The organism is Stieleria neptunia (genome assembly GCF_007754155.1).
Classification (GTDB): Bacteria; Planctomycetota; Planctomycetia; order Pirellulales; family Pirellulaceae; genus Stieleria; species Stieleria neptunia.
The window spans coordinates 341,471-354,846 of the sequence record NZ_CP037423.1; the positions used below are offsets into that span (position 1 = coordinate 341,471).

A 13,376-nucleotide genomic window follows, 5' to 3' on the forward strand; every position below is an offset into this window, starting at 1 on the left:
CCTTACGGCCAGCGGCTCACCATTGACTCAGCAGATCCCGACTAAAACGACAGCCCGCTCGCGCCGTTCCGCTAACACCTTTCGGACCAAAGTAGGTGGCATTGGGCGCGAGCCCTCTGGTCTTTGACAGTGTTATTGAACCGCGACCGGGCGGCTCGCGAGAACGGTTAGCAACTCCCTCTTCTGGTCGAGTGCCACGGCGTCAATCCGCGGGAAATGTAGGCGGCGGCAAGGTGAATGGCGACAATTAGGGGATTTCCGGTCTCCTTAAACTGCTCAGGGGCCGGGCGAGAACGCCTAATTTCCTGCAGCGTGAAATAATTGGACTCCGATATGCATCTAGTTATATAATCGGGACGCCTGCCACATTTCCAAACTCACCCCAGCCAGCCGCTTTCCCCTCCATCGGCTGGCGTGTCGCGGCATTAGGCGATCACCCAATCTGCGTTCCAGTCGATTGAGCCGGACAATCGACACGCAATTCTCCGATCTCGCAAAAAGATTCATAATGATCCACCGTAGAAACATGCTGCAAGGAATCGCAGCTGGCGTCGGCGCTGCTTTTGCTCCTTCGATTCTCACCGAGCGTTTGTTGGCATCGCCCGCGGCCAGCGTTCCCGCCCTCGGCAATTCGACTCCCAAGCGAATCGTCTTCTTCATGCAGAACCAGGGCTTCGATCCCAAGACCTGCATTCCGAGCGGGATGAAGAACAGCGGTTCGCTGGGCAAGGCCAAATTGCCCGAACCGATCAGTCCACTGGAACCCTACAAGGATCGGTTGCACATCATCAATGGTCTGCACGGTCTGCACACCAGTCCCTCGCACAGTGCGTTCTTCGGCGCCTTGGGCGGCTATCGGGGTAGCGACGGTGTGCCACCGAGTGCCGCGACGATCGATTACGAATTGAGCAAGGTGCTGCCGCAGACGCTGCTGCCGCACCTCTGCATCGGCATGGACTCGATCGAGAACATGACGACGAAGCCGACGCTTGCGACGCTGTCCGCCAGCGGCGCCGGTCAACCGATCTTCATGCACTCCAACCCGAACCATCTGTTTCAGATGTTGTACGGCGGCATCTCGACCGGTGACATTCGAACGCAGCACGAAGCGCGGACGAGCTTGATGTTGCAAATCGAACAGTTCGCCGCGGCCAAGGGGCGAGCGCTTCCGGCGGCCGACAGCCAGCGTTACGGTCAATACGTCCAAGGTTTCCAGGAAGCCAATGGCTTGCGCGATCGACTCGGCGCGGTCAGCGACCACCTCCGTAAGTTCGCACCCGAGGTGGACGAGCGCTACACCAATCCCGAATTCGAAACCGACTGGCACGATCGTTTGCTGGACCTGGGGATTTCGGCGCTGACCTCTGGCATCACCAACACGCTGACGATCGGTTCGGGTCGCGGCGAGATCTTCGGAGCATGGAAAGGACTGGGCGTCGAGCAACAGGGTCACAACCTGGGGCACATGGACCAGCCGGACAACCCGATCTGGATCAAGATCCGCCAGTACAACAGCCGCATGCTGGTCCGGATCATGGAAGCGCTCGAGAGTGTTCCCGAGGGCAGCGGCACGATGATGGACCACACGTTGATCGTGTACACCAGCAACAACGCCGACAAGCAGCACACCAACGGTGCGAACTGGCCGGTGATGTTGTTGGGCAACCTTGACGGCGCCTTCAAGTCCGGCTGCTTCACCCAGTTGGATGGCAAACGTCCGATCAACGCGCTGTACGCGAGTCTGTTGCGCGCCGTCGGCCAGAACGTCGATCGCTTCAACATGGACGAGAAACAGGCCATGAAGTTCGACGCCGGCAACGGACCGCTGAAAGAAGTGTTGGCGTAAGCAACACCGGATCGGTTTTGAACGGGGCTGGTGCTTGGTGCCGATTCGAACGTGGGGTAAGCATCTTGCTTGCCATCTTCGGTGGCTGGGCACTCGCAAGCGGGAAGCTTACGCCACTTTCGCTCCAATCCTGAGACTCCATTGGACAAAACAATCGAAGGTTCTCGTATGACGGCTGGCAATCCGCAGCAACAAGTCCGACAAACAAACTCGTTGGCGATCGACGCGTATCGCTGCGTCCTGCTCGCCGTGTTCTGCGTTTCTTTTGGCATGTATCCGTTCGGCAAGACGTCTTCGGCAAACGCCGAGACTTACACGCCGGGGCAACCTCCGAAGGAGGACTTTGAGAGCTTTGCCGGGGCGTTTCTTGCCGACCACTGCATCGACTGTCATGGCGAGACGGCACCGGAGGGCGATCTGTCGCTGCACGATCTGGGGCCGGTTGACGAGATCAACGCCGGCACCTGGAGAAGCGTGTGGGCGCAGGTCTCGTTGCAGGAGATGCCGCCGCCGGACGCATCGGAGCTTGAAGTCGTCGACCGGCTGCAGTTCTCCGATTGGATCGTCGCCGAGTTGTCACGCGTCATGCAGGACAAGGGTGGTTTCCATGATCACCGTGACCCGAATAAAGGCAACTTCATTGATCACGACTTGTTGTTCGCCGCGTTGCCCGAGGAGATTCGCTTGGTGCCGACGTCATCGCCGGCCCGGATCTGGCGGGTGACGCCGCAAGAGCACATCACGCGTCTGAATGATCTGATCAACACGGAACCGGAATACGATCCGGGCAAACCGGGGCTGCGGACACACGGCGACGTCGTGCCGACCAACCACGGCGGTGAACTGAAGCTGTACTTCGGCGTCGATCGCATCATCAAGTGGCAAGGCGGCACGGTGGCCTACGCCACGTCGGTCAAAAGCGTTCCCGCGATTCTGTCGTCGGCTCGCAAACACGGGCTGGAAAACTATCCCGATTTCTACACGGTCAACAGCGCCGAAGCGACGCAAATCTTGGACGTCGCCGACGACATCATTCGGTACATGGCCGAAGGTCCGCTGAGTATCGCCCAGCCCTATCAGATCACGGACGATCCCGCATCGATTGCCGACAAGATGGTGGGGGATCTTCGCGGCTTGCCCACCAGTCTGGTCTACAGCACCAAGGTCGTCCGCCCGCTGACGCCCGTCTATGACCTGATGAAAGAAGACGGCGTCTCAGACGAACGTGTCCGCCGCGCGGTCGACTTTCTGTTCGAGGCGTTGACCTACAGGCCGCCGACCGAGCGGGAGTCGAATCAGTACCTGCAGATGGTCAACGAATCGATCCAGAAGCTCGGCAAAGAAGATGGAGCCGCCCTGGGGCTGTCGTCGATTTTTCTGGATCGTGACGCGCTGTTCCGGCCGGAACTTGTCGAGTACGGTTCGCCGGACCCGCACGGTCGCGTCATGCTGCAGGACTGGGAACTCGGTCTGGCCGTCAATCATGCGCTGCGGTACATCAAGCCCGATGAAGCGTTGCGGACGGCGGTCCTGGAAGGACGCATGCGGACCCGGGACGATGTTCGCCGCGAGGTCCAACGGATGCTCGCCGACGACACGATCCGAAAGCCTCGCATCCTGCGGTTCTTTCGCGATTACTTCGATTACGACCTGGGCGGCTACATTTGCAAGGACAACCAAGCGCTCGCCGCTACCGGTGTTAGCGCGCGGGGCGTCTCACACTACCGCGCCATGTTCGACGCCACCGCCAGCACCGATCGTCTGGTCGAGCTGATCCTGCAAGAAGACAAAGATGTACTGAAGCAACTGCTGACCACGGACAAGGTGGTCGCCACTAAGACCGACGAGGTCTATTTCGGCCGAAAACGTACCAAGGAAGAACAAGCCGCGGCGGTGGCAGAGGCCAAACGGGCCGAGGCCGAGGCAAAAAAGAAGGACAACGCCGCGCTGAAGTCGGCGAGAGAGGCATTGGCCGAACTCGAGCAGTGGTTGAAAGAGAATCCGGACGAAGACACGGCGAAGAAACAGAAAGAGCTGGCGGCGAAAAAGAAGGCGGTGACGGCGGCCGAAAAGGCGCGAGCAGCAACCGTCAGACAGTTTCGACTCGAAAACGAAAAGCTCGGCATCGCCGCGGCAGACCTGTCCGGGCCGAAGATCTTTGCCCGCGTCAGTCGTCGCAGCTTTGGCACCGGGTCGATGAAACCCGAACGAGTCCTCGCCACCGCACCCGAAGGCCAACGGTTGGGCATCCTGACCCATCCCAGCTGGCTCGTTTCGCATTCCGACGCGATGGACAATCACGCCATCTTGCGCGGCCGATGGATACGCGAACGACTGCTCGGCGGCGGCATTCCCGATGTGCCGATCACCGTCGATGCGATGCTGCCCGATGAACCCCACAGCACGCTGCGCCAGCGCATGCGGGTCACGCGGGAAACGTATTGCTGGACGTGTCACGAAAAAATGGATCCGCTCGGGTTGCCGTTCGAAATGTACAACCACGCCGGGGTGTATCGTACGCTGGAACTCGACAAACCCGTCGACACCACCGGCGAGATCATCGATTCGGGAGATCCGGCACTCGACGGCAAGGTCGCCGATGCGATCGAGATGATCCGAAAACTCGCCGAGAGCGAACGTACCGAACAGGTTTTCGTGCGTCACGCCTTTCGTTTTTGGATGGGCCGTAACGAAACACTCCACGACGCACCCGTGCTGCAAGACGCCCATCGAGCCTACAAGGAGAGCGGCGGCAGCATGAACGCGCTGATCACCTCGCTGTTGACGTCGGACGCCTTCCTGTATCGCACACGCAGCGAACCCGGGATGTTGGCCGAATCCCGATAGGAATTCAGCAGAAAAAGTGTGAGATCCGAGACGGACGACATGCGTGTTGGTGTGCAGGCTTTACGGACCGTCCAGCTTAGGGCTAGCGCGAAACGCGACAAATCTGAATGATCTGCCGAATGGGTGAGAGGTGGTCGGCGGAGGGGTGTACGACGTCCTTTCTAGGTCGTCGTGCAGAGCCCCACGGGCGACAGCCCGGAAGGGCTGTCGTACATCCGAAAAGCGATCGCCTAAAGGCGAAACACCAACGGTTGCTGAATCCCTTTTCCGCTGAGCTCTGATCTGGTTGTTGATCGATCAGCGTGGTCAAATCGCGGTCAATGCGATCCCGTCAGGCTGTCAATCTCGCGGTTTTGCCAACCCTTTGCACCCTTTCAACGTTCTTGTGCATCTTCTGCAAGAGCGTGTCCGGCTTTGGCCCACGGTTTGCGTTGTTTGAATCGAACGGTCCCCGATTGGTTTTGGGCAACAGGTGACCGTCGTGTTTCTTCCAAGCTCCATCCTTCAACGGAGACTGTAATGGCAACGGCCATCCAAACTCAATTCAAACGTGACATTCTCGACGGCGAAACGAACGAACAGGTGACGTCACTTCTGCAGCAGAACTTGATCAATCTGGTCGACCTCGCGTTGCTCATGAAGCAAGCGCATTGGAACGTCTTTGGTCCAAATTTTCGCAGCATTCACCTGCAGCTTGACGAGATCATTGCAACGGTGCGTGGCGGCAGCGACGAGGTTGCCGAGCGGATTGCAGCGTTGGGCGTCGCCGCAGACGGACGGTCGTGCACCGTTGCCGCCAGCAGTGACCTGGCAGATTACCCGCGCGAATTCGTCGACGTGAAGCAGACGATTACGCTTGTCGCCGACGCGACCAAGACGACCATCGATTCGCTGCGTTCGGCGATCGAAACACTCGGCGACTTGGATCCGATCAGCGAAGACATGCTGATCGCGATTGCCGGCCCGATGGAAAAGCATCTGTGGATGCTGCAGGCGCAAGAGGCCTAAAGGACATGGGTATAATCCAGGAGTTCAAGAAGTTCGCCTTACGCGGCAACATGGTGGATCTGGCGATCGGGTTCACCGTCGGGGCCGCCTTCACGACGGTGGTCAAGTCACTCGTCAACGACATCATCATGCCGCCGATCGGTCTGTTGGCCGGCAACGCCGATTTCTCCGATTTGTTCTGGGTGCTGGACATCCCCGATGGAGTTGCGGAGCCGGAGGGCGGATTTCAAACGCTCCAGGCAGCCCAGGAGGCCGGTGCGGTGACGTTGAACTACGGCGAATTCTTCAATAGTTGCTTGGCGCTGTGCATCGTTGCGGTCGCAATGTTCGTCATCATTCGCCTGATCAATCGACTCGACGAGCAACTCGACGAAGCCTTTGGCGAAAAACCGCCTGAAGGCGAGCCGAGCGATAAGAAATGCGACTTCTGCCGGACCGCGATCGCCTATCGAGCGACCCGTTGTCCAAACTGCACGTCACATCTGGAAGTGCCCAGCGAAGCCGCCACATCGTAGCGGCCTGTCGATCGAATGGGATTTGTGGAGTCTGCGGTGAGCCGTAGGCCGTAAGGCCTCGGGCTACGCCAGAACGCCCGGCCGCTCACGCGTCGCGGCTCACTAAACCGACAGACGGCTCGCGCCGTACCGCTAACCGTCACCCCAGACGTAGAATCAGCGACTGTCGAGGCACTCGGCCGAACACGTTGTGGTAGCATTGAGGTCGACAACTCTGGGCAATTTGAACCGCGGCCGCACGAGGGAACCGATATGCGTCATCAGCCTGAACTCCCGGTGATCAATCAATTGCCCGTCGACCTGGCTCGCGGCGGTTTTATGCGAACGCTGTTGCGCGAGTTATCCGGGACGCTGCAAGACGTTGTCGGTTTGGATCAGGCGGCCGGGTTTGTGGCGGTGGTCGGCCAGCGGATGGGAGAACAGATCAACGAGATGTACCGAACCGCGGCCGGCGGCGATCGCTTCAATGCTCAGCAGGTCGGCGAGGTTCTCGTGGATTTGAAACGGCGCATCGAAGGTGATTTCTATATCATCTCCCAAGACGACGAGAAAATTGTGCTCGGAAATCGCCGTTGTCCCTTTGGCGACGACGTGGCGGATCGACCGGCACTGTGCATGATGACGTCCAACGTGTTCGGTTTGATTACCGCTGAAAATCTCGGCTATGCGAAAGTCTCGATCGAGGAAGCGATCGCGCGTGGCGATGAGGGGTGTCGGGTGGTGGTTTATTTAAAACAATCGCCGGAAAGTAGATCGGCCGACGGGCGTGAATACTTTTCCGAAGAACTCGGTCAGGGTGCGAATCTTGACACCTGAATCATTCGAGAAGTTCGCCAACGCGTTCAGGGATGCGCTGCTGCTGGTCGCGCCGGACGGCACCATCCATGCGGGCAATCAGCAGGCTGCGACGGCCATCGGTGTGGTCGATCAGACTCAATTGCGACATCGCGACCTGGCCGAGGTTGCTGGTGAATCAGCTCCGCGCTTGAAGGAGCTGTTAAGATTGGCGCGGCGGACGTCGGACGAGACGATCGGAGCGATTGATCTCGGTGATCCTTCCCTGTCGCACCGCGTGATCGCGCGACGAATCACGGGCGCCGACGAGCGAATTTTTCTAATGCTTCGCATCGAGCCACAACACATCGCGACTCGGCAGTTTGCGGCGTTGAACGAAAAGTTCGATCAACTCAATCGAGAAATCGCCCGCCGCCGGGCGGCGGAGTTGCAACTGCGAACGGAACGCGATGTGGCCGAATTCGGTCGTGATATCGGGATCGCACTGGTCCAGTCACGGCGGTTGGATGAGGCTTTAATGCGGTGCACGGAATTGATGGTCTCGCGTTTGAACGCTGCCTTTGCCCGGATCTGGCTGGCCGACGAAGAGCAAACCGAATTAATACTGATCGCCAGCAGCGGGCTTTACACGCACGTTGATGGGCAACACAGTCGAATCCGCTTTGGCGACTACAAGATCGGACGGATCGCGCAACGGCAACGATCGCACGTGACCAACCGAGTGATCGGGGACGCGGAAGTTCACGACCAGGAATGGGCCAAACGTGAAGGCATGATCGCCTTCGCCGGGTACCCATTGATTGACGATGGGGTGACCGTTGGTGTGATGGCGATGTTTGCCCGCCATCCCATCGGTGAATCGGTCACGGCTCTGCTCGCCACCGTTGCCAATGGCGTTGCACTGCGAATCCGTAAACAATCCATCGAAGACGGTCTGGCACGCCAAACCGAAGCGTTGCGGGAAGCAGACCGACGAAAGGACGAGTTTCTCGCCATGCTTTCGCACGAGTTGCGAAATCCTCTCGTGCCGGTCCGCTCCGGATTGGACCTGCTCGTGCTCAGCGACAGCGATCATCAAGACGCCATCCGAATGATGCAGCGCCAGGTCGAACATTTGGTTCGGTTGGTCGATGACTTGTTGGACGTCTCGCGAATCATGCGCGGCAAAGTCGAATTGCGACGCGAACGCGTGCAAGTTGCCCAATTGGTCGAACATGCTCGTGACATGTTACGTCATACGATTGATCAAGCCGGCCATCAACTGACGATTCGGCTTCCCGAGCAACCGGTTTGGGTGGAGGCAGATCCCGTTCGCCTGACCCAGGTCATCGAAAACTTGCTCAAGAACGCCTGCAAGTACACCGATCACGGAGGGAAGCTGTCGATCACGGTGACGAAGCAGGACGACGACCAGGCGTTGATCCGCGTCCAAGACAACGGGGTCGGCATTGAAATCGACCTGTTGCCGCAAGTGTTCGAACTGTTCACTCAATCAACCCGAACTCTGGAGCGATCGCAGGGTGGCCTGGGCATCGGGCTGACCCTGGTCAAAAACCTTGTCGAGATGCATGGCGGTACGGTGTCGGTCACAAGTGACGGGCTGGGGACCGGAAGCACCTTCACGGTCCGGTTGCCGTGCTGTCATGCTCCGTGTGAACCGGACGAGGCGGCGGTTCGCTCCACCGCAAACGTCATTTCTTGTCCTTTGCGGGTGCTCGCGGTCGATGACAATCGCGCCGCCCGATTGATGCTGGAAAAAATCTTTGAGAAGCTCGGTGCCGAAGAGGTCGCGACGGCCGAAGACGGACCCTCGGCGCTGGAGGCGTTTTCCACGTTTCGGCCCAACCTGGTGCTGTTGGACATCGGTTTGCCCGGGATGGACGGATACGAACTCGCCCGCCGAATCCGGCAATCGGCGACGGACGATTCGTTCCTGCTGGTCGCGCTGACCGGATACGGGCAACATGAAGATCGCCAAAAGTCAAAGCTCGCCGGATTCGATGATCACTTGGTTAAACCGCCCAGTATCGACCAGCTCCGACAACTGCTCAGCCATCCCCGATTCAACCGCAGCTAGGGACAGTCGGAAGAATAAGTGGGATAGGCTTCCAGCCTGTCATGGCGAAAACGACAGGCTGGAAGCCTATCCCACAATCAATCTCCGCCACTTATTCTTCCGACGGTCCTAGACAAGGTGAACGGACTAAGCATCAAAAAGAATACCCACCGATGGCAGCGCGGACCCACGGAGTTTTGGCACCCTGTCATCCGTGGGCAACGCTGAGAGGCATTTTTTAGCGGTAGGGCGCGAGCCCTCCGATGGTTTGGCCAAGATGAAGAACCGGAGGGCTCGCGCCCTGCCGCTAAAACCTCAAGAAACACATGGGGCAGAACGATGGGGGCAGAACGATTTCAGCCGGCGGTCGATCGCAGCGGATGGCCATCTGTGTGCTATGACGCCTTGCGTGGTCGCTCAACCGCGTCGTTCGGCCTCCAACGTTCCACTTCATCGCCTCCAGGAGAGTCGCGTGTTTGCCTCCGATTCAAAGCTGCGCCCACAACTAGCGCTCTGTCTGCTACTGATGCGGCTGGGCATCACCAGCGTCTTTCTGATGTGGACGATTGACAAATTCGTCAACCCAGAACACGCCGCAGCGGTGTTCAAGAAGTTTTATATGGTCCCCTCGCTGAGCAGTTCGCTGGCCTGTGCCGTCGGGGCGATTCAATTGGTGTTCGTGATTGCGTTTGCACTCGGTGCGATGCGAAACATCACCTATCCTATCATCCTGCTTTTGCACAGCGTCTCAACGTTCAGCTCGTTCAAGCAATACGCCGATCCATGGACCTACCCGCACCTGCTGTTCTTTGCGGCGATTCCGATGTTGGCCGCTTGCTATACGCTGTGGGTCCTCCGTCGCTACGACGACTATTCGGTTGACGGACTTCGCACCCGCGGGGCAGAACTTCGCTCCCGCGGGTCAGAAACGGGCAGTTCGATGGCAACAGGCTTGGGGGGACAGGATGCGAGATGACTTAAAAACCGCGATCGTCACGGGCGGTTCGGGGGCCATCGGCGGTGCGATTTGCCGAAAATTGGCCGCGGACGGTTTCCAAATCGTGGTTCATTATGGATCCAACGAGGAGGCGGCATCGGACGTTGTCGAGCAAATCGTTTCCGGCGGCGGATGCGCGATCAAGTCAACTGCGGATGTCACGGATCCCGAGCGGGTTCGCGAACTGTTCGAGGCGGCCGAAGATGCCTTCGACGGCGTCGATGTTGTGGTTGCCAACGCGGGGACGATCACCAAGTGCCCCGTCGTCGAGATGTCGATCGATCAATTTGATTCGATGGTCGCCGTCAACCTGCGCGGGACCTTTCTCACGGCGTTTGAAGCTGCCAAGCGGATCAGACGCAACGGACGCCTGATTTTAATTTCGTCCGGATTGGCAGCACGGCCGATGGCGGGCACCGCGGTCTATTCCGCGACGAAGGCCGCGATTGACGCGATGGCCGTTTCGCTTTCCAAAGAACTGGGGGAACGCGGCATCACGGTGAATTCCGTGCAACCAGGCGCGACCGTTCCGGGAATGTTTGAACAAAGCGGCGAGGAGGCGGCCGAAGCATTCGCCGCCATGTCTCCGTTTGGGCGGCTCGGACATCCCGATGACATTGCCGAAGCCGTCGCCTTTCTCGCCGGCGATTCCGGTCGCTGGCTGACCGGCCAGATCATCCGCGTCGATGGCGGATCGATGAATTAGGAGCCGACGTGGAGTAAGCATCTTGCTTGCCTGCTCGGGTTGCAGGGGATTCGCAAGCTGGAAGCTTACGCCACGGTTCGCAAGCTGGAAGCTTACGCCACGGTTCGCAAGCTGGAAGCTTACGCCACTTGGTGGGCGTCCGGGTGATCACTTCACCCGCGTGATCTTGGAGAATTCCGCTTGGGTGTTCTTGGCATAGATGCCGACGTAGTCGACGCTTTCCAAAGTGCTCGGCAATTGGTGTTCGATCCGCGTGTCGTCGACACTCAAGATCAATTTGCCGTGCTCCAGATCGATCGTCACCGTGGCGTCAAATGTCTTGGTGGGGGCAAAGCGGCCTCGCTTGCTGGCGCCGATCCCGACGTTGGCCCAACTGCCGTCAAACGCCCCGTGGCGGCCCATTCCGATCATCGTGCCGGCTTTGTGCAAGCGATCGTTCAACGGCGTCGCCCCGAAGCAGAAGCACGCGTTTTGGGTCGCGCTGTCGGTGGCCGAGCGATATTGGATTCGAAAGGTGGCTGATTCCTGAATCGGAGCGTCCAGCTTTTGTAACGCAAACCCTTCGCTTTGGCCGGTATCCAACAAGTACCCGAGATCGCTCGCCGTAACCGTTGCCCCTTTGACCACATCAAAGTCTCCGGTCGCGTCGGTGCCCTCGGACAGTTTTGGGCCTCGCTTGCGTTTGCCGCCGTCCGCTTGATTGATCCACCACTGTTTCGGGCCTTCGTTTTCGACGCCTTCCCAAACCTCCAGGAACTTCGCTTTCATCTCCGCAAGCTTTTCGGGCATCTCGTCCGCCAGGTCATGTTCTTCTTTCCAGTCTTTCACGATTTGATACAGCTGGAACTTTTCCAGTTTTTGATCGGCAATGATCTTCCAGTCGCCGATCCTCATCGCCGCGTGGCTGGCCGGAGGCGCGATGTGGGTGCGCCAAAACAGCGGCACGGGGCGCTGCAGGGCTTTGCCCTCGCAAGCCGGCAACAGGTTGACGCCATCGATGGTGCGGTCGGTCGGTACCGGCGCACCGGCGATCTGCAGCACCGTCGTGAAGATGTCCGAACCGATGACGGGCACATCGCTGACCGTTCCCGGTTGGATCTTTCCGGGCCAGCGGATGATTCCCGGCACACGAATTCCGCCTTCGTGGCTGTCACGCTTGCGGCCGCGCAAGCCGCCGGTGGAGCCCCAGGTGCGGTTCTGTTGTGATTCCGGCTTTCTCAGGTTGCCTTTTCCAGAGCCTTCGGGGCCGTTGTCGCTGGTGAAGATGACAAACGTGTCGTCTCGCAATCCCAACGCATCAACCGTCTTCATCAAGTTGCCGAACGCGTGGTCCAGCTGGGTGACATTGCCGTGGTGCTGCCGTACGCCGGGGTTGTCGATCTCACTGTAGAGCTGTTGAAACTTCGGGTCGCTTTCGATCGGCAGGTGCGGTTCGTGCGTCCAGACGGTGATGAAGAACGGTCGGTTCGGGTCGCGCTGTTGCTTCAACCACGCCGACGCTTCCTCCGCGACCAACGGAGCCGAGAATCCTTGCAGCGGGCCGACCTCCTTGCGGTTGCGAACGAAGTTGATCGGGTCCTTGTGCGACGGTGATGCGTTGTTTTGTGTTGCGAACCACCAGTCGTATCCGTGATCATCGGGTTGCGGTTGTTCGTCGCTATTGAAATAGCCGTTCAAATGCCACTTGCCGCTGTGCATGGTCTGGTATCCAAGTGGCCGCAGCGTCTCGGGGATCGTGATTTCGCTCTCGCGCAGGTGAGCCGGATTGCCAACGGGCAGCCAACGCCAAACGCCGTTTCGGTAAGGGGTGCGGCCGGTCAGGATCGATGAACGACTCGGCGAGCAGACGCCGCAGGCGGCATAGGCCTGCGTCAACCGAACCCCTTCGGACGCAAACCGGTCCAGATTCGGCGTCTGGATCTTCGGGTGTCCGTAACAGCCCAGGTCGCCCCAGCCGAGATCGTCCGCCAGAAAGACGATGAAGTTGGGTTGGTCGGCGGCATCACAAGGCGTCGCCAGCCATGCATGCGTCCAGAACAGCAGCGACGCAAACAAGGCGGCGTGGAGAACCGGTTTCATCGGGGAATCCTATGTCGTGGTGTGGGGGGAAACGGTGCACTCGCGCATGATTCTAATTGAGGTTGTCGGTCAGAGCCAAAGTGGCGTAAGCTTCATCCGTGGGCGGTTGCGGGGGGGGGCCGACCAGTGTCCCGCCGAGCCTGACGCCCAGCAGGGCGACCGGCACGTACAATACGGTGTCGGCGACGGCGAACCACATCGGGGCAGGCAGCATCATCAGCATGGTGATGCCCCCGCACATCCACAAAACTCCCAGTGCCGCAGCCGCGATGTACCAGGTCCGTTTGGCGATCAGCCCACACACCAAACCGCTGACAAAGCTGCCGCCGGCATGGGCCACCAGCACGATCAACAGTGCCCCGGTTGGCATCCCGTTGGCCTGCACATGGTCCCGAAACGCTTCGAAGTCGTTGGGGTCAATTCCGTCGGGCAGCGGATACACGGCGTGGGAAAGGCTGACCAGGGCCATGTTGAAAATGCTGCCCGCGATCAGGCCCGCGACGATGGCCGTTACGTTGCGAATCATC

Annotated in this window: 10 protein-coding genes; 8 read left to right on the plus strand and 2 right to left on the minus strand. The window is 59.2% G+C overall.

What is annotated here, in order from left to right:
- The first annotated feature begins 508 nt into the window (after positions 1–508).
- From Enr13x_RS01265 to Enr13x_RS01300, 8 genes are all read left to right on the plus strand, one after another.
- The gene (locus Enr13x_RS01265; RefSeq protein ID WP_145384342.1) at positions 509–1,846 is read left to right on the plus strand and encodes a DUF1552 domain-containing protein; all 1,338 of its coding nucleotides are present in this window, start codon (positions 509–511) and stop codon (positions 1,844–1,846) included.
- Positions 1,847–2,116: 270 nt separating this feature from the next.
- Entirely contained in the window at positions 2,117–4,693 is a 2,577-nt protein-coding gene (locus Enr13x_RS01270) for a DUF1588 domain-containing protein (protein ID WP_145392043.1), read from the plus strand.
- 519 nt (positions 4,694–5,212) lie between these two features.
- Complete coding sequence (locus tag Enr13x_RS01275) at positions 5,213–5,701, plus strand: Dps family protein (protein ID WP_145384343.1); 489 nt, start codon at positions 5,213–5,215, stop codon at positions 5,699–5,701.
- Positions 5,702–5,706: 5 nt separating this feature from the next.
- Entirely contained in the window at positions 5,707–6,216 is a 510-nt protein-coding gene (mscL, locus tag Enr13x_RS01280) for a large conductance mechanosensitive channel protein MscL (RefSeq protein WP_145384344.1), read from the plus strand.
- A 252-nt stretch (positions 6,217–6,468) separates the two neighbouring features.
- A complete protein-coding gene (locus tag Enr13x_RS01285) occupies positions 6,469–7,032 on the plus strand; it encodes a methanogen output domain 1-containing protein (protein WP_145384345.1) in 564 nt (187 codons plus the stop codon).
- Positions 7,022–9,088 carry a hybrid sensor histidine kinase/response regulator gene (locus tag Enr13x_RS01290; RefSeq protein ID WP_145384346.1) on the plus strand — a complete coding sequence of 689 codons (2,067 nt, stop codon included), beginning with the start codon at positions 7,022–7,024 and terminating at the stop codon, positions 9,086–9,088. The genes Enr13x_RS01285 and Enr13x_RS01290 overlap by 11 nt, the downstream gene beginning before the upstream one ends.
- 451 nt (positions 9,089–9,539) lie before the next feature.
- The gene (locus tag Enr13x_RS01295) at positions 9,540–10,043 is read left to right on the plus strand and encodes a hypothetical protein (protein WP_197455693.1); all 504 of its coding nucleotides are present in this window, start codon (positions 9,540–9,542) and stop codon (positions 10,041–10,043) included.
- A complete protein-coding gene (locus Enr13x_RS01300) occupies positions 10,033–10,770 on the plus strand; it encodes an SDR family oxidoreductase (RefSeq protein WP_145384347.1) in 738 nt (245 codons plus the stop codon). Before Enr13x_RS01295 ends, Enr13x_RS01300 begins: the two co-directional genes overlap by 11 nt.
- Before the next feature lie 147 nt (positions 10,771–10,917).
- Here the strand turns inward: Enr13x_RS01300 and Enr13x_RS01305 are convergent, their stop codons facing one another.
- Positions 10,918–12,849 (minus strand): sulfatase-like hydrolase/transferase, encoded by a 1,932-nt coding sequence (locus tag Enr13x_RS01305; RefSeq protein ID WP_145384348.1) that lies wholly within the window; start codon positions 12,847–12,849, stop codon positions 10,918–10,920.
- A gap of 52 nt (positions 12,850–12,901) precedes the next feature.
- Entirely contained in the window at positions 12,902–13,375 is a 474-nt protein-coding gene (locus Enr13x_RS01310; RefSeq protein ID WP_145384349.1) for a hypothetical protein, read from the minus strand.
- Position 13,376 lies beyond the last annotated feature (1 nt).

What these genes read in the sequence shown, in the direction of transcription:
- Enr13x_RS01310 (WP_145384349.1), bottom strand. Translation starts at nt 13,375, where the DNA reads ATGATTCGCAACGTAACGGCCATCGTCGCGGGCCTGATCGCGGGCAGC.
- Enr13x_RS01300 (WP_145384347.1), top strand. Translation starts at nt 10,033, where the DNA reads ATGCGAGATGACTTAAAAACCGCGATCGTCACGGGCGGTTCGGGGGCC.
- mscL (WP_145384344.1), top strand. Translation starts at nt 5,707, where the DNA reads ATGGGTATAATCCAGGAGTTCAAGAAGTTCGCCTTACGCGGCAACATG.
- Enr13x_RS01305 (WP_145384348.1), bottom strand. Translation starts at nt 12,849, where the DNA reads ATGAAACCGGTTCTCCACGCCGCCTTGTTTGCGTCGCTGCTGTTCTGG.
- Enr13x_RS01265 (WP_145384342.1), top strand. Translation starts at nt 509, where the DNA reads ATGATCCACCGTAGAAACATGCTGCAAGGAATCGCAGCTGGCGTCGGC.
- Enr13x_RS01270 (WP_145392043.1), top strand. Translation starts at nt 2,117, where the DNA reads ATGTATCCGTTCGGCAAGACGTCTTCGGCAAACGCCGAGACTTACACG.
- Enr13x_RS01285 (WP_145384345.1), top strand. Translation starts at nt 6,469, where the DNA reads ATGCGTCATCAGCCTGAACTCCCGGTGATCAATCAATTGCCCGTCGAC.
- Enr13x_RS01275 (WP_145384343.1), top strand. Translation starts at nt 5,213, where the DNA reads ATGGCAACGGCCATCCAAACTCAATTCAAACGTGACATTCTCGACGGC.